This is a genomic window from Corynebacterium sp. c24Ua_83 (assembly GCF_039907245.1).
Taxonomy (GTDB): Bacteria; Actinomycetota; Actinomycetes; order Mycobacteriales; family Mycobacteriaceae; genus Corynebacterium.
This window is the reverse complement of record NZ_JASBOI010000003.1, coordinates 251,532-272,938: the sequence shown is the minus strand read 5'-3', so window position 1 is coordinate 272,938 and position 21,407 is coordinate 251,532. Positions and strand designations below refer to the sequence as shown.

Annotated in this window: 19 protein-coding genes, 2 tRNA genes and 1 CRISPR repeat array (1 of these 22 only partly in view); of the genes, 13 read left to right on the top strand and 8 right to left on the bottom strand. The window is 62.6% G+C overall.

All coding sequences use genetic code 11. The features are described 5' to 3' along the window. Window positions 1-169 precede the first annotated feature (169 nt). The 3 genes from QKE30_RS04315 (at window position 170) to QKE30_RS04305 (ending at window position 3,990) form a co-directional block, all read left to right on the top strand. Complete coding sequence (locus QKE30_RS04315) at window positions 170-1,549, top strand: glycine--tRNA ligase (protein ID WP_239201169.1); 1,380 nt, start codon at window positions 170-172, stop codon at window positions 1,547-1,549. A gap of 2 nt (window positions 1,550-1,551) precedes the next feature. Further along, complete coding sequence (locus QKE30_RS04310; RefSeq protein ID WP_239201170.1) at window positions 1,552-2,175, top strand: hypothetical protein; 624 nt, start codon at window positions 1,552-1,554, stop codon at window positions 2,173-2,175. Between the two features lie 219 nt (window positions 2,176-2,394). Further along, window positions 2,395-3,990, top strand: coding sequence for an inorganic phosphate transporter (locus QKE30_RS04305; protein WP_239201206.1), 1,596 nt, complete (start codon window positions 2,395-2,397; stop codon window positions 3,988-3,990). A gap of 498 nt (window positions 3,991-4,488) precedes the next feature. Here the strand turns inward: QKE30_RS04305 and QKE30_RS04300 are convergent, their stop codons facing one another. After that, on the bottom strand, window positions 4,489-6,501 hold the full coding sequence (locus QKE30_RS04300) for a TPM domain-containing protein (protein WP_347934186.1): 2,013 nt from the start codon (window positions 6,499-6,501) through the stop codon (window positions 4,489-4,491). Window positions 6,502-6,551: 50 nt separating this feature from the next. On the opposite strand from QKE30_RS04300, the gene QKE30_RS04295 reads away from it, so the two are divergent. Both QKE30_RS04295 and QKE30_RS04290 read left to right on the top strand, forming a co-directional pair. Then, complete coding sequence (locus QKE30_RS04295) at window positions 6,552-7,181, top strand: YdcF family protein (RefSeq protein WP_347934185.1); 630 nt, start codon at window positions 6,552-6,554, stop codon at window positions 7,179-7,181. A gap of 17 nt (window positions 7,182-7,198) precedes the next feature. Further along, window positions 7,199-8,509 carry a deoxyguanosinetriphosphate triphosphohydrolase gene (locus QKE30_RS04290; RefSeq protein WP_239201175.1) on the top strand — a complete coding sequence of 437 codons (1,311 nt, stop codon included), beginning with the start codon at window positions 7,199-7,201 and terminating at the stop codon, window positions 8,507-8,509. 38 nt (window positions 8,510-8,547) lie between these two features. Here the strand turns inward: QKE30_RS04290 and QKE30_RS04285 are convergent, their stop codons facing one another. Continuing rightward, window positions 8,548-9,045, bottom strand: a complete 498-nt coding sequence (locus tag QKE30_RS04285) for a ribonuclease domain-containing protein (RefSeq protein ID WP_347934184.1) — start codon at window positions 9,043-9,045, stop codon at window positions 8,548-8,550. 10 nt (window positions 9,046-9,055) lie between these two features. Beyond that, a complete protein-coding gene (locus QKE30_RS04280) occupies window positions 9,056-10,837 on the bottom strand; it encodes a GMC family oxidoreductase (RefSeq protein ID WP_246816887.1) in 1,782 nt (593 codons plus the stop codon). Window positions 10,838-11,005: 168 nt separating this feature from the next. Here QKE30_RS04280 and dnaG point away from each other — a divergent pair, with 168 nt between their 5' ends. Continuing rightward, on the top strand, window positions 11,006-12,994 hold the full coding sequence (dnaG, locus tag QKE30_RS04275) for a DNA primase (RefSeq protein WP_347934183.1): 1,989 nt from the start codon (window positions 11,006-11,008) through the stop codon (window positions 12,992-12,994). Here dnaG and QKE30_RS04270 read toward each other — a convergent pair. Further along, complete coding sequence (locus QKE30_RS04270) at window positions 12,991-13,302, bottom strand: hypothetical protein (RefSeq protein ID WP_347934182.1); 312 nt, start codon at window positions 13,300-13,302, stop codon at window positions 12,991-12,993. The genes dnaG and QKE30_RS04270 overlap by 4 nt on opposite strands. 158 nt (window positions 13,303-13,460) lie before the next feature. Between QKE30_RS04270 and QKE30_RS04265 the strand changes: the two genes are divergently transcribed. From QKE30_RS04265 to QKE30_RS04250, 4 genes are all read left to right on the top strand, one after another. Continuing rightward, the gene (locus QKE30_RS04265) at window positions 13,461-14,561 is read left to right on the top strand and encodes an S-(hydroxymethyl)mycothiol dehydrogenase (RefSeq protein ID WP_347934181.1); all 1,101 of its coding nucleotides are present in this window, start codon (window positions 13,461-13,463) and stop codon (window positions 14,559-14,561) included. Between the two features lie 69 nt (window positions 14,562-14,630). Further along, window positions 14,631-15,272 (top strand): MBL fold metallo-hydrolase, encoded by a 642-nt coding sequence (locus tag QKE30_RS04260; protein WP_347934180.1) that lies wholly within the window; start codon window positions 14,631-14,633, stop codon window positions 15,270-15,272. Between the two features lie 25 nt (window positions 15,273-15,297). Continuing rightward, entirely contained in the window at window positions 15,298-17,418 is a 2,121-nt protein-coding gene (locus QKE30_RS04255; protein WP_347934179.1) for a heavy metal translocating P-type ATPase, read from the top strand. Further along, window positions 17,418-17,696, top strand: a complete 279-nt coding sequence (locus QKE30_RS04250) for a metal-sensitive transcriptional regulator (protein WP_005296245.1) — start codon at window positions 17,418-17,420, stop codon at window positions 17,694-17,696. Before QKE30_RS04255 ends, QKE30_RS04250 begins: the two co-directional genes overlap by 1 nt. Before the next feature lie 42 nt (window positions 17,697-17,738). Here the strand turns inward: QKE30_RS04250 and QKE30_RS04245 are convergent, their stop codons facing one another. The 4 genes from QKE30_RS04245 to QKE30_RS04230 form a co-directional block, all read right to left on the bottom strand. Next, a complete protein-coding gene (locus QKE30_RS04245; RefSeq protein ID WP_347934178.1) occupies window positions 17,739-18,377 on the bottom strand; it encodes an Ltp family lipoprotein in 639 nt (212 codons plus the stop codon). Between the two features lie 184 nt (window positions 18,378-18,561). Continuing rightward, entirely contained in the window at window positions 18,562-19,236 is a 675-nt protein-coding gene (locus QKE30_RS04240; RefSeq protein WP_347934177.1) for an Ltp family lipoprotein, read from the bottom strand. A 153-nt stretch (window positions 19,237-19,389) separates the two neighbouring features. Next, window positions 19,390-19,944: a hypothetical protein gene (locus QKE30_RS04235; protein ID WP_347934176.1), complete on the bottom strand. Its 555-nt coding sequence runs from the start codon at window positions 19,942-19,944 to the stop codon at window positions 19,390-19,392. A gap of 196 nt (window positions 19,945-20,140) precedes the next feature. Beyond that, window positions 20,141-20,216: transfer RNA gene (locus tag QKE30_RS04230), tRNA-Asn, on the bottom strand. A gap of 235 nt (window positions 20,217-20,451) precedes the next feature. Here QKE30_RS04230 and QKE30_RS04225 point away from each other — a divergent pair. The 3 genes from QKE30_RS04225 (at window position 20,452) to QKE30_RS04215 (ending at window position 21,177) form a co-directional block, all read left to right on the top strand. After that, window positions 20,452-20,525: transfer RNA gene (locus QKE30_RS04225), tRNA-Ile, on the top strand. A 151-nt stretch (window positions 20,526-20,676) separates the two neighbouring features. Beyond that, window positions 20,677-20,799 carry a hypothetical protein gene (locus QKE30_RS04220; RefSeq protein ID WP_272945018.1) on the top strand — a complete coding sequence of 41 codons (123 nt, stop codon included), beginning with the start codon at window positions 20,677-20,679 and terminating at the stop codon, window positions 20,797-20,799. Between the two features lie 87 nt (window positions 20,800-20,886). Further along, window positions 20,887-21,177: a hypothetical protein gene (locus QKE30_RS04215; RefSeq protein ID WP_347934175.1), complete on the top strand. Its 291-nt coding sequence runs from the start codon at window positions 20,887-20,889 to the stop codon at window positions 21,175-21,177. Between the two features lie 156 nt (window positions 21,178-21,333). Beyond that, a CRISPR array of direct repeats spans window positions 21,334-21,407; the repeat unit is 29 nt (it continues 2,397 nt past the right edge of the window).

Here is a 21,407-nt window from a genome sequence, read left to right as displayed (position 1 = left end):
TTAATGACGCCCCTTCGGCCGCCCGCAGCGGTGATCGCAGCGACATGCCAGGCGCCCCACCCCGACAGTGGGCTTTCACCTTGAACGGGTTAGAATGTTGGGCACAATAGCTGGAAAGCGAAACCTGCATTTCTTGCACGAACACCTCGACCAAGGAGACACGCCAACCATGGCAAGCACCATTGATTCCGTCGTCAACCTAGCCAAGCGCAGGGGGCTGGTGTATCCCTGCGGCGAGATCTACGGTGGCACCCGCTCTGCCTGGGATTACGGCCCGCTGGGTGTGGAGCTGAAGGAGAACATCAAGCGCCAGTGGTGGCGCCACATGGTTACTTCCCGCCGCGACGTCGTCGGCCTGGATTCCTCCGTGATCCTGCCGAAGCGTGTCTGGGAGGTCTCCGGCCACGTTGAGGTGTTCACGGATCCGCTGGTTGAGTCCCTGCACACTCACAAGCGTTACCGTGCCGACCACCTGCTGGAGGCTTACGAGGAGAAGCACGGCCACCCGCCGGCAAACGGCCTGGCCGACATCAACGATCCGGAGACCGGCCAGCCGGGCGCCTGGACCGAGCCGAAGGCTTTCTCCGGTCTGCTGAAGACCTTCCTGGGTCCGGTGGATGACAAGGAGGGTCTGCACTACCTGCGCCCGGAGACCGCGCAGGGTATCTTCACGAACTTCAAGAACGTGATGACTACCTCCCGCCAGAAGCCGCCGTTCGGTATCGCGCAGGTTGGTAAGTCCTTCCGCAACGAGATCACCCCGGGTAACTTCATCTTCCGCACCCGCGAGTTCGAGCAGATGGAGATGGAGTTCTTCGTCAAGCCGGGCGAGGACGAAGAGTGGCACCAGTACTGGATCGATGATCGCCACCAGTGGTACATCGACCTGGGTATTAACCCCGATAACCTGCGCCTTTACGAGCACCCGAAGGAGAAGCTGTCCCACTACTCCAAGCGCACCGTGGACGTGGAGTACGCCTTCCACTTCAACGGCTCCAAATGGGGCGAGCTCGAGGGCGTGGCCAACCGCACCGACTACGACCTGCGCGTTCACTCCGAGGGCTCGGGCGAGGACCTCAGCTACTACGACCAGGCTGCGGACGAGCGTTGGATCCCGTACACCATCGAGCCCGCCGCCGGTCTTGGTCGTGCGATGATGGCCTTCCTTGTTGACGCCTACACGGAAGAAGAAGTACCGAATGCGAAGGGTGGCACGGACACCCGCACGGTGCTGAAGCTGGACCGCCGTCTGTCTCCGGTCAAGATCGCAGTTCTGCCGCTGTCCAAGAAGGAGACGCTGACGCCGACCGCGGAGAAGATCGCCGACCAGCTGCGCGGCTTCTGGAACGTGGACTACGACACCTCCGGCGCTATCGGCCGCCGCTACCGTCGCCAGGATGAGATCGGCACGCCGTTCTGCGTCACCGTCGACTTCGACACCCTCGAGGACAACGCCGTGACTGTGCGCGAGCGCGACACGATGGAGCAGGAGCGCATCAAGATCGAGGATCTGCAGAGCTACTTCGCTGAGCGACTGGCGGGCTGCTAAGTATGTCGAGTGACATTCGCTGGGGCCTGCCGAGTGACGGGCACACGTTCCCCATCTACGAAGGTCCCAGCAATGACCTTGTGAAGGTGGCGGAGTTCGCCGACGAGCGCGGCGTCACCAACATCCGCTTCGGCGGCGACACGTGGCAGCTGCACGGCCCCGACGGCACCAACGCCAGTAGTGGCGCCTCGGCTGCCGACGATGCCGCTGACGGTGAGTCGCGCGGCGGTGGCGTCACAAAGAATGGCTGCACTGCCTCGGCGACGACCCAGACGGGCACCTGGACGGTGACCGGCAACGGCAAGAGCTTCGGCAAGTCGGACCGTTACGAGGTACAGGCCGACCGGCACCACGTGACGATCATCGCGGAGACCAAGAAGAACTTCGTGCTGGACATCGACGGCGAGAAGGTGGGGCAGTTCACCAGCGAGAACCGCGGCCTGCGGAACCTGCACGTCGAGTTCGAAGGCGCGGGGGAGAAGCTGCCGATCGACGTGCGCGTGTTCATTTCCTGGGCGGCGCGGCTGTGCATGGAGACGCGGATGATCAGCTCTTCGTGGGCGATCACCATCGCGCTGCTGCTGTGCATCCCGATCGTGGTGCTCTACTGGATTGGGTTTATCTAAAACGCCGGATTGGGGTTGGTAGGTAGCTGGGTTTGGATCGGTCGAAACCGTCTGTCGAGGGTTTGACCAAACTAAATAGGTAGCAAGAGTTCAACCCTCGTTAACCTCTTGTTTATTATTAAAGCCCGTTCTTTTTACCTCCATCGGACAAGGTGTTTCTGTCTGACATCTTGATGTTTTGGAGGAATCTTGTCGACGACAACCGAAACGGCCGCGCCATTGTCGGCCACGGGCATCACCCCAGTGCCCGAGAACGAGAATAATACCTGGTGGCACCTGTTCTTCGGTGGCCTTATGGCCATCACCCTGGTGACCTTCAGCCTGTGGGCGCACGACTACGTTGGCGACGACGCCAGCTTGATCGTGCTGCTGACCACCATCATCTTCGCCGTGTTCATGGCGTTCAACATCGGTGGTAATGACGTCGCGAACTCCTTCGGTACTTCCGTGGGTGCGGGCACGCTGAGCATGAAGCAGGCCCTGGTCGTGGCCGCCATCTTCGAGGTCTCCGGTGCTGTGCTGGCCGGTGGTGAGGTTACGGATACGGTACGTTCCGGCATTGTTGACCTGGGCGCTATTGACCACCTCGACCCGATGGACTTCGCCTACATCATGATGGCCTCCCTGCTGGGTGCGGCTGTGTGGCTGCTGTTGGCGACCCGCATGGGTTGGCCGGTGTCCACCACCCACTCCATTGTTGGCGGTATCGTCGGTGCGGCTCTGACCGTTGGCTTCATTACCGGCAGCGGTGGCTGGTCTATGGTCCAGTGGAGCGAAGTTGGCATGATCGCCATCTCCTGGGTTCTGTCCCCGGCTTTGGGCGGAGTAGTTGCCTACCTTCTGTATGGCTCGATTAAGCGCGGCATTCTGGTCTACAACGAGCAGGCGGATCAGCGCCTCGAAGAGATCAAGAAGGAAAAGAAGGAGCTGAACATTCAGCACAAGATCGCCTTCGGCAAGCTCAGCGAGGAAGAGCAGCTGGCTCTGACCGATTCGATGATCCGTGACTCGACCACGATGCGCGAGCACGGCTATACCGAGGAGGACCTGGAGTCCGACTACTACAAGAAGCTGCACCGCATCAATAGGTCCATCGACGAGGTTGAGGCGCACCACGCCCTGGATACCTGGGTGCCGCTGCTGGCTGCTGGTGGTTCCATCATCATCTCCGCGATGATGTTGTTCAAGGGTCTGAAGAACTTGAACCTGGAGCTGTCCAGCCTGGGCAACTTCCTGATCATGGGCATGATTGCAGCTGTCGTCTGGATGGCTGTCTACATCTTCTCCCGCACTCTGAAGAAGCAGGCTCTGAGCCGTTCGACCTTCCTGCTGTTCAGCTGGCTGCAGGTGTTCACGGCATCCGCCTTCGCATTCAGCCACGGCTCCAACGACATCGCTAACGCGCTTGGACCGTTCGTTGCAGTGCTGGATGTGTTGAAGACGAACTCCATCTCTGAGGAATCCGCCGTGGCCCTGCCGGTCATGGTTGCCATGGGTGTTGCCTTGATTGCTGGCCTGTGGTTCATTGGCCGCTTCGTTATCCGCACCGTTGGCTCCGGCCTGACCAAGATGCACCCGGCCTCTGGCTTCGCTGCAGAGCTGTCCGCAGCTGCCGTGGTTATGGGAGCGTCCGTACTGGGTCTGCCGGTTTCCTCCACCCACATTCTGATCGGTGCTGTTCTGGGCGTTGGCCTGGTTAACAAGGATGCAAACTGGGGTCTGATGAAACCCATCGCCCTGGCTTGGGTTATCACCCTCCCGGCCGCCGCGATCATCTCCAGTGGTACGGTCGCTATCCTGCGCGTGATCTTCTAAAGCAAACTGCTTGCCGCTGGCTTAGCCCGGCTGGCTGACTCGGCTCGGCCTGGCTGAAGTTGCTGGCCCGTCCCGACTGGCTGGCGCGTTACTGCAGGCCCGGATGGCTGACCCGGCATTGCTGACTTAAGGCGCTCGCCCCTCTGGGCGGGCGTTTTTGCTGCCCGGAGAATGTGGGGGCGCCAGAATGTGGGGGCGCCTGCTCGAGTCGATCCGAGGTTTGGATCCTCTGTCCTGGTGGATCTGAAGGGTGGTGCTAGGCGTAAATGTCGTTAAAGTGGGAATCTGTAAAATTGAATCCGGCTTATAATTTTTCAGCAACTCGCTGACCTGCGGTTTTACATATGTGGAAATGGGTGCCAGCAACGGATTCCCACTTTAACGACATTTAGCGGAATCCGAGGGCACAAAAGCCCCGGCTGGAAGCTGGAGGAGCCCCAGCCAGCCGATCGGCCCGGCCCTAGCTAGAAGTTGGAGCTAGCTAGTAGTCAGCAGTAGCTAGAAGCTGGAGGAGCCGCTGCCGCCGAAGCCCCCGCCTCCACCGCCGAAGCCCCCACCAAAGCCGCCGCCGAAGCCCCCACCAAAGCCGCCGCCGAAGCCGCCACCAAAGCCACCGTTGCCGCTCAGCAGCGAACCCAGCACCATGCCCGTCACAAAGTTGCCGCTGCCGCCGCTACCGCCGAACCCGCCGTAGCCGCTGTTGCGTCGGTTGAAGTCATCAATGTCCTTGCGCGCCTGCGAAGTGGCCTGCTGCGCCAGCTGGCTAGCTCGCTGGGCCGCCCGCAGCGCTCGCTTCGGATCCTCCGTCCGCAGCTGCGCAGTCTCATCCAACGCAGCCCGCGCCGCCTGCGCCGCCGTGCGCGTATCCACGCCGATGATCCGCCGGCGGTTCCTGATCAGGTCCTCCACGGCCTCCAACCGCTGGGCGGCATCCATGGCCGTCCGGTCCACCATGTCCACGGTGCGGGCAAAGTCGCTGGCCTTGCCACGCGCCTCGTCCAGCTGAATATCCAGAACACCGTCGGCCTCCAGCAGCTGGGAGTAGCTACCCAGTGGATCCGAAGAACCTTCCTCCCGTGCCTTCTTCAGCGCCTCGCGGGCCTGCTCCACGGCCTTGTACAAAGCCGCACGGTCCAGGTCTGCGCCGGACTTATCCAGCTGCCCGGCCTCCGAAATTTCCTCTTCCACTTCGGTGATCAGCGCAGGCAAGTTGGATTGTGCCGACCGCAGATGCTCTTCCGCACGCTCCACGGCCAGCAGCTGCGAATCCGCCTGCTGGAGTGCCATGCGCGCGGCACCAAGTGCGTCGATCAGCCCGCCCTGCTGCCCGGCCGGCTTGTCCAGCAGCCCACGAGCGGAGTCCAGCGCCTTCTCAGCCTCCGCCAGCTCGTCCTCGGCCACGTCCGGGTTGTGGCGCACGGATTCCAGCAGCGCCGGGTCCACGCGCGTGATGGCGTCGCTGAGGATCTCCCGCGCATTCGGAATGCGGTTGTGCAGGCTGATGCTGGTCTGGCGGAGCTTCTCCACCAGCTGGGGCGCATCCATCAGCTTCTGGCGCAGCTCGGCAAAGCGCGCGGCCTGCCCGTCCAGGTTGTCGTCTGCCTGTCCGCAGGTAGATACGATCTCGATCAGTAGGTCGCGCTGCTCCGGTTCGGTTGTCACCAGCCCGGAGCGTAGCCGCTCGTTCATGCTATAAGCCTTGTTCAGCGTCGAGCGGCTGTGCTGCAGCGCCTTAGCCAGGTCGCGGGTGCGTTCCTCGCCGAACTCTCCGCGCGCGACGGCCAGCTCTTCGTCGCCCTTACGGATGGATTCATCGGTACTGTGCAGTTCCTCATCCGCCAGCTCGCGCAGCACCTCAGTAGGCTGCTCGTACAGGTCGTCGATGTTGCCCGGGTCGATTTCGCGGGCGGTCTCCAGCTGCTGCGCGTGCGTCTTCTTCCTATTGCGGCGGGACCACACAACGGCACCGGCCCCCGCGCCGACCACTCCGACGGCTCCGGCGCCCATCCACACCTTCGACGCCGTGGAGGTCTTGCCCGCCAGCTTGTCCGCCGCCGCCTGTGCGCCCCCGGCCCAGTCGTCGTCGGCGAAGTGGTCTTGCGCCGCGTCCTGCAGCTTCTCCGCCTCGCTCGTCTTTACCTTGTCCCCGGCGGCGTAGCCAATCTGCCGCGTTTCGGTGGCCACTGCCAGCACGATCACGTTGTCGGTGCCGTCCTGTTCCCGCAGCTGCTCGGCCATGGTCGTAATGTCGCCTGGTGCGGTCGGGACGAAGACGATGTAGAGCTTCTTGCCGGATTCTTTGGTTGCTTCTTTTAATGACGCCGTAATGTCCGCTTTTTCCTGTTCAGACAACACCCCGGACTCGTCAACGAGCTGGGAGGTCAGCTGTACCTCGCTGGTGGCGGTGGCGGCTGGGGCCGAGGGGGCGTCAATAAGAAAAGAGCCAAATCCGAGTACGGCGCCGGCGGCTAGGATTGCCAGGAAGCGAGTGGTGGAAAAAGTCGGTTTCATACAGCCCACCTTAACGAAAAATACAGGGGAAACCGCGTATGGTTTTGCGCATGGCTAATGCACGACATCCGGTGAGGCGCGCGGTGAAGTATGTCTTCATCGCGCTGTTAACCATCGTCTTGGTGGCGGCGGGTGTGTTTGGAGTGACGGCTTTCCAGGTGTGGCACTTCGCACGGTCGGACGATAGGCGGCCGGCGGACACGATCTTTGTGTTGGGGGCGGCGCAGTACGCGGGCAATCCGACGAACTGGTTTGCTTCGCGGCTGAACCACGCAGCGGAGCTGTACAAGCAGGGCGTGGCGCCGACGATCGTCACCGTGGGCGGCAAGGCGGAGGGCGACCTGTACACCGAGGCGGCCGCGGGCAAGAACTACCTGGTGGAGAACTTCGACATTCCGGAATCGGCGGTGGTGCCGGTAGAAGAAGGCGCGGATACGCTGAAGTCCGCCGAGGCGTTCGCGCAGGTGGCGAGAGAAAACGGTTGGCGGACTTCTGTGGTGGTGACGGATCCGGAGCACTCGCTGCGAGCTACCCGGATGGTGCGCGATCAGGGATTGGATGCGTGGGCGAGCCCCACGCGCCAGGGGCCGTCGGTGTTTACCCGAAAGTCGCAGGCCAACTCGATCCTGCACGAGACGTTGGGCATGCTGTACTACGAGGTAGTAGAGAAGCGCCGGTAGAGAAGTGGAAAGAGGACATGCGTTACCCCTATAGCGATCACGACCAGCAGCGGCGGCTGCCGGATCGGCCGAAGACCCTGGGGCTGCCCGGGGCGGTGGTGGACGGGCGCGATAGCTTCGACCGCGACCGGGCGCGCGTGCTGCACTCCGCGGCGCTGCGGCGGCTGGCGGATAAGACGCAGGTCGTGGGGCCGGGGTCGGGAGATACGCCGCGTACCCGCCTGACGCACTCGCTGGAGGTCGCGCAGATCGCCCGCGGGATCGGCAAAACATTGGGCGCGGACCCGGATCTGACGGAGCTGGCAGGCCTGAGCCACGACATTGGCCACCCGCCTTATGGGCACAACGGCGAGCGCGCGCTGGATGAAGCCGCCGCCGATTGTGGCGGCTTCGAGGGCAACGCGCAGACGCTGCGCATTCTCGCCCGGCTGGAGCCGAAGGTGCTGGGGGACGGCGCCGTCGGTGCGGGCACTAATGCAGGCGCCGCGCCCGTCTCCTACGGCCTGAACCTCACTCGCGCCAGCCTGGATGCAGCCTGCAAATACCCGTGGGGGCCGGTCGACGAGCACGGTAACAAGCGCGCAAAGTACTCCGCCTACGCCGAGGACGTGGAGACTCTCAAGTGGATCCGCGAGGGCGCGCCGGAGGGGCGGAAGTGCCTGGAGGCGCAGATCATGGACTGGTCCGATGACGTCGCGTACTCGGTGCACGACGTGGAGGATGGCATTCTTTCCGGGCGCATCGACTTCGGCGTGCTGTGGGACTTGGTGGAGCTGGCTGCCTTGGCGGAGAAGGGCGCCCGCGTTTTCGGCGGCACCCCGGAGGAGCTGCTGGAGGCTGCCGACCGCCTGCGCGCGATGACCTTGATCTCCCGGGCGGCGGATTTCCGCGGCTCGATGCAAGATCTCGCCGCGCTAAAGGCAATGACCTCGGAGTTGGTTTCCCGCTTCGTCACCGCCGCCGTCACGGGCACCCGCCAGCAGTTCGGCGAGGGGGCGCTGGGCCGCTACGCCGCCGACCTGGTGATCCCCGAGCCGGTGCAGGCGGAGGTCACACTGCTGAAGTCCGTTGCGGTCCTGTATGTCATGGACGAGGCCCAACATCTGGCCAACCAGCAGCGTCAGCGCGAGCGCATCTTTCGCGTCACGGACTACCTCTGGCGCGGCGGCTCGGGCGCGCTGGACCCAATGTTTTCTTCGTGGTTTGACGCCGCAGCCTCCGACCGTGAGGCACGCCGCGTAGTCATCGACCAGGTGGCCTCGCTGACGGAATCCCGGTTGGAGCGGCTGGACAAGCGCGCCAGCGGAATCAGCGCCGCCTGGGCCTAGCTGCGAGCAGGGCGGCGCGAACTAGCGAGAGCCCCCGGTTAATCCTCCGCGTCTGGGATAGAGCAGAAGCTCTCGAAGTGGTCGGACGTGTAATACCACACGTCCGGGTCGGTTTCAGTGCCGCCGCCGACGACGATCCGGCGCTCACCCCGGTGGTTAAGCCCCGGGGTTTTTACGGTGTATTCGCGGTAGTAGCTGCCCTTTTCCTTCGGCAGCAGGCCTTCGTAGTTGCCGAAGTGCTTGCCGTCGGCGTCTCCGTCGTCCGGCGGAGCGCCCTGCAAAATGTCGTCGATCTGCTTCTTGGCCTCCGGCGGGAGGGTGTCAACGGCGCAGATGTCGGCGTCATTGCTAGAAACACCGGAAGCCGCACCGCCGTTGCCGTCATTTCCGTCGGCTCCATCGTCGCCTTGCAGGCCGAACCAACCGGCTGCGACGACTGCCGCGCCGACGATCGGCGTGGCGTACTTTGCCCACTTCTTCGGCACTAGGCCCTGCGAGGGGCTCTGCGAGCGGCCCTGCGAACTTCCCTGAGACATAGGGAAGAGTCTAGAGCACGCGCAGTGGCAGGCGGAGGGCGGCCGGGGCGTCGTCCGGAACGATCGGGTTGTTCGGCTGCACTGGGTTAATGCGGCGGTAGCCCTCGGACTGCGGCGGGCGCGGGTCGGCCTCGCCCTTGTTCGGCCACATGGCGGCAGCACGCTCGGCATTCGCGGTGATGGACAGGGAGGGGTTCACGCCCGGGTTCGCGGTGATGGCGGAACCGTCGGTGATGAACAAGCTCGGGTAGCCCCATGCGCGGTGGTAAGGGTCCACCACGCCGTGCTCAGGCGAGGAGCCGATAACGCAGCCGCCCAGGAAATGCGCGGTCAGCGGGATGTTGAAGACCTCCGACCACACGCCACCTGCGATTCCCTTCGGCAGAAATTTCGCCAGGATGCGGGTGGCCGTGTTGCCTTCGGGGATCCAGGAGGGGTTTGGCTCGCCGGTACCCTGCTCGGAGCTCAGCATGTTGAACGGGCCGACCTTGCGGAGGAAGGTGCGCAGCGAGTTATCGCGGGTCTGCATCACCAGGTTGATGACGGTGCGCTGCGACCACTTGCTCAGGTTCACCAGGCGCGGGATGGCCTTGTACTGCAGGAAGACTTGCTTGATGAACTCCAGGAAACGGGGCTGCAGCTTATCGCCGTCTGTCATGAGGGTCTGCAGCAGGCCCATCGCGTTGGAGCCCTTGCCGTAGCGCACCGGCTCGATGTGCGTATCCGGGGCGGGGAAGTAGGAGGAGGTGATGGCCACGCCCTCGGAGAAATCCATGTCGGGGGAGTAGTCCGAACGGTTCGCGCCCAGCAGCGCCTCGGAGTTCGTGCGGGTAAGGTGCCCCAGCTTGTCTGACAGCTTCGGCAGGTTGCCGTTGGCCTTCTGGCGGTGCAGCAGGTTCTGGGTGCCCCAGGTGCCTGCGGCGACGACGAGGTTATCGGCGGTGAAGCTGCTGGTCTGCGGGTTGCGTTTGGTGATCGGTCCAGTCTGTTGCGCCTGTACCGTCCAGGTGGTGCCGTCGAAGGTGATGTCGGTGACGGTGGTGCGGTCGTGTACCTTCGCCCCGCCCTTCTCAGCCAGGTACAGGTAGTTCTTCAGCAGGGTGTTCTTCGCGCCGTGGCGGCAGCCGGTCATGCACTCGCCGCACTCGTGGCAGGCGGTGCGGTCGGGGCCAACACCACCGAAGTATGGATCCTTCACAGTTTCACACGGCTTACCTTCCAGCCCGACCTTTTCTCCGAAGAACACTCCGACGGGCGCCATGCGGAACGTGTCGCCCACGCCCATCTCCTCGGCAACCTTCTTGGAGTACACGTCGGCGGGGGTCATGGTGGGGTTCTCCACCACGCCGAGCATCTTCTGCGCCTGCTGGTAGTAGGGGGTCAGCTCGTCCTCCCAGTCGGTAATGGTGTTCCACTGCTTGTCGTTGAAGTATGCCTCGCCGGGCTGGTAAAGCGTGTTCGCGTAGTTCAGCGAGCCGCCGCCCACGCCCGCGCCAGCGAGGATCATCACGTCCTTGAGCAGGTGGATGCGTTGGATGCCATACAGGCCGATCTGCGGCATCCACAGGAAGTCCTTGAGGTGCCAGGAGTTCTTGGCGAACTCTTCGTCCTTGAAACGGCGGCCGGCTTCGAGGATGCCGACCTTGTAACCCTTCTCCACCAGGCGCAGGGCGGTGGTGGAGCCGCCGAAGCCAGAGCCGATGATCAGCACGTCGTAGTGGGTGGAGGAGTTGCCGGTGGCCTGCGATTCAGCCTGCGGGGCGGCTTGCGAATTAGCCTGCGAGTCAGTCATGGGAGTGGTCCTTCGTGTTATTGCAGTGTGACGTAGATCCTATTTTGAACACGTTAGCGCCCGGTTCTGTCGCGGTGTGTTGTTTGTAGAAAATAGGTTGTATAGGTTGTGACGGTCGCCGATCTGGGACTTCCGGGGGACGTCTGGGGGTTGTACTAGCATGTGGCTATGGCTAAGGGCAGGATTCCGGAGCGGGACATCGAAGCAATTCGAGAGCAAACCCCCATCGAAGAGGTAGTGGGGGAGTATGTGCAGCTCAAACCGGGTGGCGTCGATTCCATGAAGGGCCTTAGCCCCTTTAAGGACGAAAAGACTCCCTCGTTCCACGTCCGCCCGAACCACGGCTACTTCCACTGCTTTTCCACGGACCAGGGCGGTGACGTTTTCAAGTTCCTCATGCTGATGGAACACATGTCCTTCCCCGAGGCCGTGGAGGCCTGCGCCGAGCGCATCGGCTACCGCATCAACTACGAGGGCGGCCGGCCTGGCAACCGGGAGGAGCCCGGCACGCGGCGCAGGTTGGTCGCCGCGAACAAGGCGGCCTTTGAGTTCTACCGTAAGGAATTTCTTGGTGACGCCGAGGGCGCGGACGTTGCTCGCAACTTCCTGATCGAGCGCGGTTTCACCATGGAACACGCCGAGCAGTTCGGCTGCGGGTATGCACCGGCCGGATGGGATCGGCTGACCAAGCACTTGCAGCAGAAGGGCTTTACGTTCAAGGAGATCGAGGCGGCAGGCCTGGGCCGCATGGGTAAGCGCGGTCCGATCGATCGGTTCCACCGCCGCCTTCTGTGGCCGATCCGTTCCGTCAGCGGAGACGTGATCGGCTTCGGCGCCCGCAAGCTCTTCGACGACGACAAGCTGGGCAAGTACCTGAATACGCCGGAGACGATGCTGTACAAGAAGTCGAAGGTGCTGTTCGGCATTGACCAGGCGAAGCGGAACATCGTGGCCAAGCACCAGGCCGTGGTGGTGGAGGGCTACACGGACGTGATGGCCATGCACGCCGCCGGCGTGGATACCGCGGTGGCCGCGTGTGGCACGGCCTTCGGCGCGGAGCACCTGTCCGCGCTGCGGAGGTTCATGCTGGACGACCAGTTCTTCCGTGGCGAGATCATCTACACCTTTGATGGCGACGAGGCCGGCCAGAAGGCTGCTTTGCGTGCCTTCGAGGGCGACCAGCAGTTCTCTGGGCGCAGCTATGTGACGGTCGCGCCGGGCGGGCAGGATCCGTGTGACGTGCGCATTAAGCGCGGTGACGCGGCCGTGCGCGAGCTCGTGGCCTCCCGCATTCCGATGTTCGAGTTCGTGATCCGCACCCTCATCGCGGACTACGACACAGCCAGCATCGACGGGCGCGTGCACGCGCTGCGGCGCATCGTTCCGGTGCTGGCGGGGATTAAGGACGACGCGCTGCGGGACGAGTACGCCCGCCAGGCCGCGGGCTGGGTCGGCTGGGATAACCCGAACGACGTGCTGGATCAGGTGCGCAAGGAGGCGCGGAAGTCCGGCGGGCAGCGGCCGAAGCTGGAGTTGAAGACCGGCGCTGGTCCTGCTGGCGCTGGCGGCCCTGGGGCCGGTGCGGGCTCGGCTGGCGCGGGCGGCGCTGGTGCTGGAAGCGGGGGCGGCCCGAACCTGCACGTGGTGAAGGGCATGGAGCGCCCGAACCCGGACGACGACTACCTGGAAGGCCCCCGCGAGGTCATGAAGCTGGCTTTGCAGGAACCGCAGCTGGCCTCCACCATCTTCGACCTCATGCCCCCGGAGAGCTTTGTGCATCCGACATACGTGGCGATGGCTGAGGCTGTGGCGTCATTAGGTGGGGCGGCGAACAGCAACGGCGGGGCCGGATGGATCGAGAAGATCGCGGCGCAGATGAAGGACCCGATGGGGGCGGCGGTGGTCTCCGAGCTGGCGGTGGAGGATTTGCATTGCTTGCCGGAGAGGCTGCCGTACTACGCGGATGCGATTATGGCGCGGATGCAGGAGCGTTGGGTGGGCAGCGAGATTGCGGACATGAAATCCCGGATGCAGCGCATGCGCCCCGACCTGCAGAAAGAGGAATACAACGCGCTGTTTGCGGATGTGATTGCGCTGGAGAAGTACCGCCGCTCGCTGCACGAGCGGGCCTCGGACTTCGGCGACTTTACGCGCTAGCGCTTCTTCTTGAAGGGATTCTTCGGCCGGTCGATCTGGTCGTTCGGGTGATGGTCGTCGGCCTCCACGATGGTCTGGCCCTCGCCCAGAGAGTTCCGGGTGGAACGGTTCAGGTCGCGCACCTCGTGCATGCGCGGCTCCGGATCCAGGCGGTTGGCCAGAGCCTTACGGCCGGAACGCACAACGGCCTTGGTGATGTCCGAGTTCACTGCGGACTGGTAGCCGCGGCGGATCTGCTCATAGCGACGACGGCCGGCCTTTGTGCCCATCAGGTAACCCGCGGCGGCTCCGACGACGAGCTGAATCATGGTGGCTCCTTGGTTTTCTTGCCTTGGTTGCTGTATTAGTGCCGTTAGTGCCCCAATCCTACGCGAAGCCCCCGATGGCGCCGAACAGGGCGCTGTGCCCGGCGCTGACTGGTGCACGCTGGCTGCCGCCTTTCCGAACCGCCCGTACAGTGGGTGACATGACTACCACTGTGAAGGCTGTAATTTCCCGAGCGAAGAACGACCCCGTTGAGCTGACCGACATTGTGATCCCCGATCCGGGCGATAACGACGTGATCGTCCGTATCCAGGCCTGCGGCGTGTGCCACACCGACCTGGCCTACCGCGATGGCGACATCACGGACGATTACCCGTTCCTGCTGGGCCACGAGGCCGCTGGCGTGGTCGAGCAGGTCGGCGACCGCGTGACCCACGTGGAGGTCGGCGACTATGTGGTGCTGAACTGGCGCGCCGTGTGCGGCCAGTGCCGCGCCTGCAAGAAGGGCGAGCCGAAGTACTGCTTCGATACTCACAATGCCTCGAAGAAGATGACCCTTACCGACGGCACGGAGCTGGAGGCCGCCCTGGGCATTGGCGCTTTCGCTGAAAAGACGCTGGTCCACGAAGGCCAGTGCACCAAGGTGAACTCCGAGGCCGACCCTGCGGTCGCGGGTTTGCTGGGATGTGGCGTCATGGCCGGTCTCGGCGCCGCAGTGAACACCGGTGAGGTCAAGCGCGGCGAGTCCATCGCCGTCATCGGTGTAGGTGGCGTGGGCATGGCCGCGATCGCAGGTGCGGCCGTTGCGGGTGCGACGAAGATCATTGCTATCGATATTTCTGACGCCAAGCTTGCCCGCGCCAAGGAAGAATTCGGCGCTACCCACACGATCAATAGCTCGGGGCTTTCGGATGACGAGCTGGTGGAGAAGGTTCAGGAGATCAACGGTGGGTTCGGCGTGGACGTGGCGGTGGACGCCGTGGGTCTGCCGCAGACGTACAAGCAGGCTTTCTACGTGCGCGACCTGGCTGGCCGTGTGGTGCTGGTGGGCGTGCCGACCCCGGACATGACCCTGGAGCTGCCATTCCTGGACGTTTTCAGTCACGGCGGTGCGCTGAAGTCCTCCTGGTACGGCGACTGCCTGCCGGAGCGCGACTTCCCGATGTATGTGGACCTGTACCAGGAGGGCCGATTCCCGCTGGATCGCTTCGTGGACGAGCGCATCGGCATCGATGGCGTGGAAGAGGCGTTCGAGAAGATGAAGCAGGGCGAGGTTCTGCGCTCCGTGGTGGAGTTTAAGTAGGTAGGCCGGGGCATAGACCCGTGAGATTTGTAGGCCAGAGATTGAAGCCCGAGAGATAGAAGAGGAAGCATGAGCGAGCAGAAGTTGGAAAACCCGCAGATCGAGCAGTTCGAGACCTCCGGCAAGTTCCGCCTGGATGGCGGCGAGTGGGATGTGGACAACAACGTCTACCTGCTGGTTAGCGGTGGCAAGTGCATCGTGGTGGACCCGGCGCACGACGCGCAGGCGGTGATCGACCACGTGGGGGACCGCACCGTGGAGGCCATCCTGCTGACCCACGCGCACAACGACCACTGCGAGCTGGCGCCGGAGCTTGCTGAGAAGTGGGGAGTCAAGGTTTACCTGCACGAGGACGACCGGATGCTGTGGGAGGAATCCAACGGCGACGCGCCGTTTACCCCGATCGACGTGGAGGATCCGTTCTGGGCGGACTGGGGTGTGCGCCTGTACCACACGCCGGGCCACTCGCCGGGCTGCATCGTGGTGGAGGTTCCGGGGCAGAACGCGCTGCTCTCTGGCGACACGCTGTTCAACGGTGGCCCGGGCGCTACGGGGCGGAAGTACTCGAGCTTCCCGACGATCATCGAGTCCCTGCAGTCCACGGTGTTTATCCTGCCGCACGATTTGAAGGTGTACCCCGGCCACGGCGACACCACCACTGTGGGTGCCGAGGCTGCGCGCATCGAGGAGTACATCGAACGTGGATACTGATACCCCCTAGGGGTATACTGGGGGCATGGCTATAATAGATCTCGACATCACGGGCATGACCTGCGCCTCCTGCGCGAACCGCATTGAAAAGAAGCTGAACAAGCAGGAGGGCGTGACCGCCACCGTCAACTACGCCACGGAAAAGGCGCACATCGAAACGGGGGAGGGGGCGGCCGCCGACGCGGATTCCTACATCGCCATCGTGGAGAAGCTCGGCTACGGCGGCAGCGTGCCTAAGCCGGAGAAGCCCGCCGGCGACGACCCAGCCGCCAAGGAGCTGCGCGGCCTGAAGCGCCGCCTGGTGGTCGCCGTCGTGCTGGCCACTCCGGTGATCCTGCTGGCGATGATCCCGCCGCTGCAGTTCGACTACTGGCAATGGGTCAGCTTCGCCCTGGCCACCCCGGTGATCCTGTGGGCGGGTTGGCCTTTCCACAAGGCCACGTGGGTGAACCTGAAGCACGGCGCGGCGACGATGGATACCCTCATCACCGTCGGCACCTCGGCGGCCTTCCTGTGGTCGCTGTATGCGCTGTTCTTCGGCCATGCGGGCGAGCCGGGCATGCGCCACGGCTGGTCCATCCTGAACCACGCGGGCGACCCGATGGGGGACATCTACTTTGAGGTTGCCGCGGGCGTGGTGACGTTCGTGCTGGCGGGACGGTACTTCGAGAAGCGCTCCAAGCAGCGCGCGGGGGATGCCATCCGCGCGCTGACGGATATGGGCGCCAAGCAGGTCACCGTGCTGCGGGATGGCGGGGAAACGTTGCTCCCTATCGAGCAACTGCAGATCGGCGACCGCTTCCTGGCCCGCCCTGGCGAGAAGATCGCCACGGATGGCCGCATCCTGGACGGCACGTCCGCCATCGATCAGTCCATGCTCACCGGCGAGTCCGTGCCCGTCGACGTTGGCCCCGGCGACGAGGTCACGGGTGCCACCATCAACACCTCCGGCCGCCTGGTCGTGGAGGCCACTCACGTGGGCGAGCAGACGAAGCTCGCGCAGATGGCGAAGCTGATCGACGAGGCCCAGTCGGGCAAGGCCGACGTGCAGCGCCTGGCCGATAAGGTCTCCGGCATTTTCGTTCCGGTCGTCATTGTGATTGCGCTGATTACGCTGCTGTTCGCGGGCTTTAGCAATGCGGTCGCGGTGCTGATTATCGCGTGCCCCTGCGCTCTTGGTTTAGCGACGCCCACAGCCCTGCTGGTTGGCACGGGCCGCGGGGCCGAGCAGGGCATTCTGATTCGCGGACCCGAGGTTCTAGAGGGCGCGCATGCCATCACCACCGTTGTGATGGATAAGACTGGCACGGTGACGACGGGCACCATGCGGGTAGTCGACGTGGCCCCGACAGACGCATCGCGCGAGGAGGTTCTGTGCGCCGCGGCTGCAGTGGAAGCGTACTCGGAGCACCCCATCGGCCGGGCCATTGCAGAGGCCGGCCGGGAGGAGATCGGCGGCCTGCCGGAGGTCTCCGGCTTTAGGAACCTTCCTGGACACGGCGTGGAGGGAACCGTCGAGGGCCAGGTGATTCGGATTGGCCGTGGGGACGAGGGGGCGTCCACAAATAAGGCAACCACAGTCAAGGTGAGCGCGGATGGGCGGGCGATCGGCACCATCAGCGTGGCCGATACGGTGCGCCCCACCAGTGCCGAAGCGGTGCGGAAGATGCACGAGATGGGCTTAAAGACCGTGCTGCTGACCGGTGATAATCAGCAGGTGGCGGACGCCGTGGCGCGCGAGGTTGGCATCGACGAAGTGATTGCCGGGGTGATGCCGGAGGACAAGGTGGCGCACATCCGCTCGCTGGAGAACGTGGCGATGGTCGGCGACGGCGTGAACGACGCGGCGGCGCTGGCGAGCGCGGACCTGGGCATCGCGATGGGTTCCGGCACGGACGCGGCGATTGAGGCGGCGGACATTACCGTGATGCGCGACGATCTGCTGGCCGTGGCGGATGCGCTGCGGCTGGCGCGCAAGACGCTGCGGACGATCAAGATGAACCTGTTCTGGGCGTTTGCCTACAACGTGGCGGCGATCCCGCTGGCCGCATTCGGGCTGCTGAACCCGATGCTGGCCGGTGCGGCGATGGCGCTGTCCAGCGTGTTTGTGGTGAGCAACAGCCTGCGGTTGAAAGGATTCAAATAATGCACGGGTACTTGAGTGATAAGGAGCGCTACCTGGCGCGGCTGAAGCGGATCGAGGGGCAGGTGCGCGGGCTGCAGCGGATGGTGGATGAGGAGCAGTATTGCATCGACATCCTCACGCAGGTCACTGCGCTGCAGTCTGCGCTGAAGGGCGTGGCGCTGGGGTTGTTGGACGACCACATGAACCACTGCGTGCGGCACGCCGCGGAGGCCGGGGGAGAGGAAGCCGAGGAAAAGCTGGCGGAGGTATCCCAGGCCGTGAAGCGGCTGGTTCGGTAGGTTGCTGGAGGCAGGGGGTGCAGGGCCTGCAGGGGCAGGGGACTACATGTTGTCCACGCCGTACTGGGCCTGCTCTGGGGTGAAGCCCTCAAAGATCAGCTGGTCGTACAGGCCGCTGTCTGACATCGCTAGGCCCGTCTCGTCGTACTCGCGGGCCTTCTTGACTGCTTGCTCGTTCCAATCGACCTCGATGTTCTGCATTGCGTAGTCGATGGCATCCGGCGGGAAGCCTTCGAAGTCCAGTTGCTTGCGGAGGCCCTCGTCGGAGAACGCCATCGTGTCGAGGTAATTGTTTGCGGACCGTAGTGCGTTTCGCTGCTCGCGGGTTACATTTCCGGAATCGTTGGAATCTTCTTCTGGCTTTTCTTCCTCGGCAGGCGCAGGGTTCGGTTCTTCGGCTGGAGCGGGATCCATTTCCTCGGCGACCTGCTCGTTCTCAGGGGACGTTACCTCAGGTGCGGGAGAATCAGAGCTTGAACTGCTGGAAGTCGAGGAAGCAGAGTTGTCTTCTTCGCTGCCGCCCATAGCTGCGGCGATCATGACGAGAACAACCAACACGCCGATCACGATGAGGGCAATTTTGCCCTTGCCCATCTTCTTTTTCTGGGGTGGTTGGGGTGCAGGCCAATTATTCGGGTTTCCGTAGGGGTTGGCTTGTGGGGCCGGCTGTGGAGCGGTCATCTCTTGATCCTTAAGCGTCAGTGGTTGTAGGCATGTAGCCAGCTGCAGAGTTAAAGAACCCTGTTAGCATTTCGTATAGCTTAAATAACCTTTGGAAAACTACCTATACGCTTAAAGGGAGCTACCCCTTTTCTGGGTTAAATCTCAGGATTGAGGGTGGTGGGGCGAAGAGGTTAGTGATCGGCTACAGGTGGTCGATGGCGTACTGCGCCTGTTCCTCGGTGAAGCCGGAGTTAGTCTGAAGCATCTCGAGCAGCTCTTCCTCGGGCAGGGGAGAGCCTGTTTCGTTGAGCTTGCGCGCGCAGTTGAGGGCCTGCTGGTTCCAGTCAGGATCAAGCTTGTCGATGGCCGTGGTGATCTGATTGTCGGAGTAGCCCTGCAGCTGCAGGTTCTCGCGCAGACCCTTCTCGGAGAGATTGAATTTGAGGGCGGTCATGGCGGCATCGTTGGCTTGCCGCTGGGTTTTGGGAGCGTCGGTTGGCTGCGCGATGGCCGTGCTCTCAGTGGATTCCATGGCGGTGCTGCCGGTGGCCTCGCTTTCGGACGTGGAGTATTGGTTGAGCTCGCTTTGTGGGGCGTTGGATACCTTCGCGGGTGCGTTGGCTGGCTCCGTGGCCGGCGGCGTAGTCGAAGTACTGGCTGGGTGCTGGTGCGTGGAGGCTGCGGCGGGCTGTGGGTTGATTCCGCGACCGTAGTCCTTGTTGTTGGCAACGTACCAAATCGCAGCGACGAGGATGCCGACCAGGACGATGGCGCCGATGAAGATTAGCGCGAGGCGGCCGTTGATGGGGTCTTGGAGGGCGTCTTTCTGAGGGCCTGCGTGGGAGTCTCTCTGAGGCATGCTGTCGGAGGAAGGCATCTAACTAAAGTCCTGGTACTCGTTGCTGGGTGCGTGTTGGGTACTTGCGGGCGACGTGCGCGGCGCCTGTGTGGGAGGCGCAGACACAAAGCCCGGTCGTAGTAATAGATGCGGCGGGGAGGCATTTTGTTTCCGCGGGCGGGGTAGTTGAGGTTAGGAGTCTTCTATTCGACGCCCGTTGGCAAATACGCTCGCCAATGCGACCAAATCAAATCCAGCAATAATGCTTGCGCTGATTACGTATCCCAAAAAGGCTAAGTAGCCACAAAGGACTAGGACTGCGATTACTGCGGTGAGGCCGAAAATCTGGCCTCTTTTCGCAGCTTTGGCAGGCTCGATGTACGGGGCGGTGCGAGTGAGCTCGTCGGCACGAGTCTGTGAGCGTATAGCCTCCACATATGCGGAGTACAGCTCAGGTGTTTCACTTCGCAGTTCGCTCATCTTGTCAATGTCCGGCATGAGTAGCGGAACGTGCAGATGGTTTTCTTCTAGGTAGGCGGTTACCTGGGCTAGGAGAACGGGGTCGTTTCGGAGCTGCTCAGAGCTGATGCTCGTACCAATGCTGCGTTGAGTGAAGTCTTCGGCGCTGGAGGTGGCATTAGGCTTTGCATGCGGCGGTACGTCGCGGCGCCCTGTAGATCGAGGATGCTGCCCACTCCCGTCAGGAACGCCCGGCGTTTGCTGGGGTTCGTGGTCGTCATGGTTCATTACCTTACCCTTCTGAGCTCGCTTGGTGAAGATTTGTGGTGGTTGAGAACAGACGTGAGTGTAAAGCGAGGTCTGGACAAGACGGCAGGAAATCGATCACTTGTTCGATTGTGTAGTGTGCTCTGAGGGGAGCGTTGCCGCGTCAACGCGACAAACCCCGACCGCCTGCGTAGTGCAGCCGATCGGGGCTAGTAAGTGGCTCCCCCAACTGGGCTCGAACCAGTGACCTTTCGATTAACAGTCGAATGCTCTGCCAACTGAGCTATAGGGGATTAAGTTGTGTGAGCTCGGGGGTTAATTCCCTTGCCCTGTGCAACGAGATCATACTCTATATGCCAACGGTGCAAACAGACAAATCGGCTGCTCAAGGGAACATTTCTGGGGGATAGATAGGGGTGCGGAAGGGATTCGATGTATCGAAAGCGGGGTATATGAGTGCCCGCGCCGGGCGGTGTGGTTGAATCTTTTGTGAGCAAGCCGCTCAGTTGGAGTGGCTTGGCTTTGCTGGGGGCTATAGCTCAGTCGGTTAGAGCCGCGGACTCATAATCCGCTGGTCGCGGGTTCGAGCCCCGCTGGCCCCACAAGAATACGGGAAAGGGCATGTAGGAAGGGGTGCTCTGTTCGCCGTCTGACTGGAATGCTTCCTGTCTGGCGCTTTTCCAGATGATGTCTAATGACGCCGCCACTCCAACAAATGTCGCCCTCAAAGCAGCTGGGAAGGTTCGGCGCGCCATGGTTCACATTCACGAGGGCGGCCACTTTGACCCGTACGTGGAGCCTCTGTTCTCGGAGATTATTGAGGAGCAGCTAGCTTTCCTGCGGAAAGAGGTTTCGGTGGGAGGCGCCCTAGCGTAGGATTCTTAGAGATGAGGTAGCGGGTAGCCGAAGTTAGTTACAATCACGTTTTTAGCTACCGTGCGGTAAAGCGGAGAGGATAGTAAGATGCGTGCGGATCCCTCGATGGATGTATTCGAAGAATTTCTTTCCCGTTATGGAGAGCAGTTCGTCACTGCAGGGATTGACCACGCCTTTACTCCCGCCTTAGGGGGAGAATTCGAATATGCACTCGAGAGTGCGGTCTACTACTCGGTCGAAGGTGGTGTGTTTATCGCGCCTGACATGTTGGATAAGATCCTCGATCTCTTTTCACCTGGCAGTAACCCAGGCGAATGCTTACGGAGTTTCCTAAAGGAACATCGTCCTGATTATGTGAGAGCATCAGAAGATCAGTAACCACGATCTTTTCAATTTAGTTTCGTTTCTTTCTATTGAATTTCTTTGCTGTTAAGCATTGAATAGAAAGCTTTCTTCATTTTGGAGGTTGTCCCGCCTTGCGGGAGTGGTGAGTTCTGATGATCCGTGGAAATCGCGTCAAGATAGCACTCCCTGAGGCTAATCCCCGCTGGCGCGGGGAGCACCAGGAACAAGCCTTCTTCCACTGGGACCTGGACGGCTCATCCCCG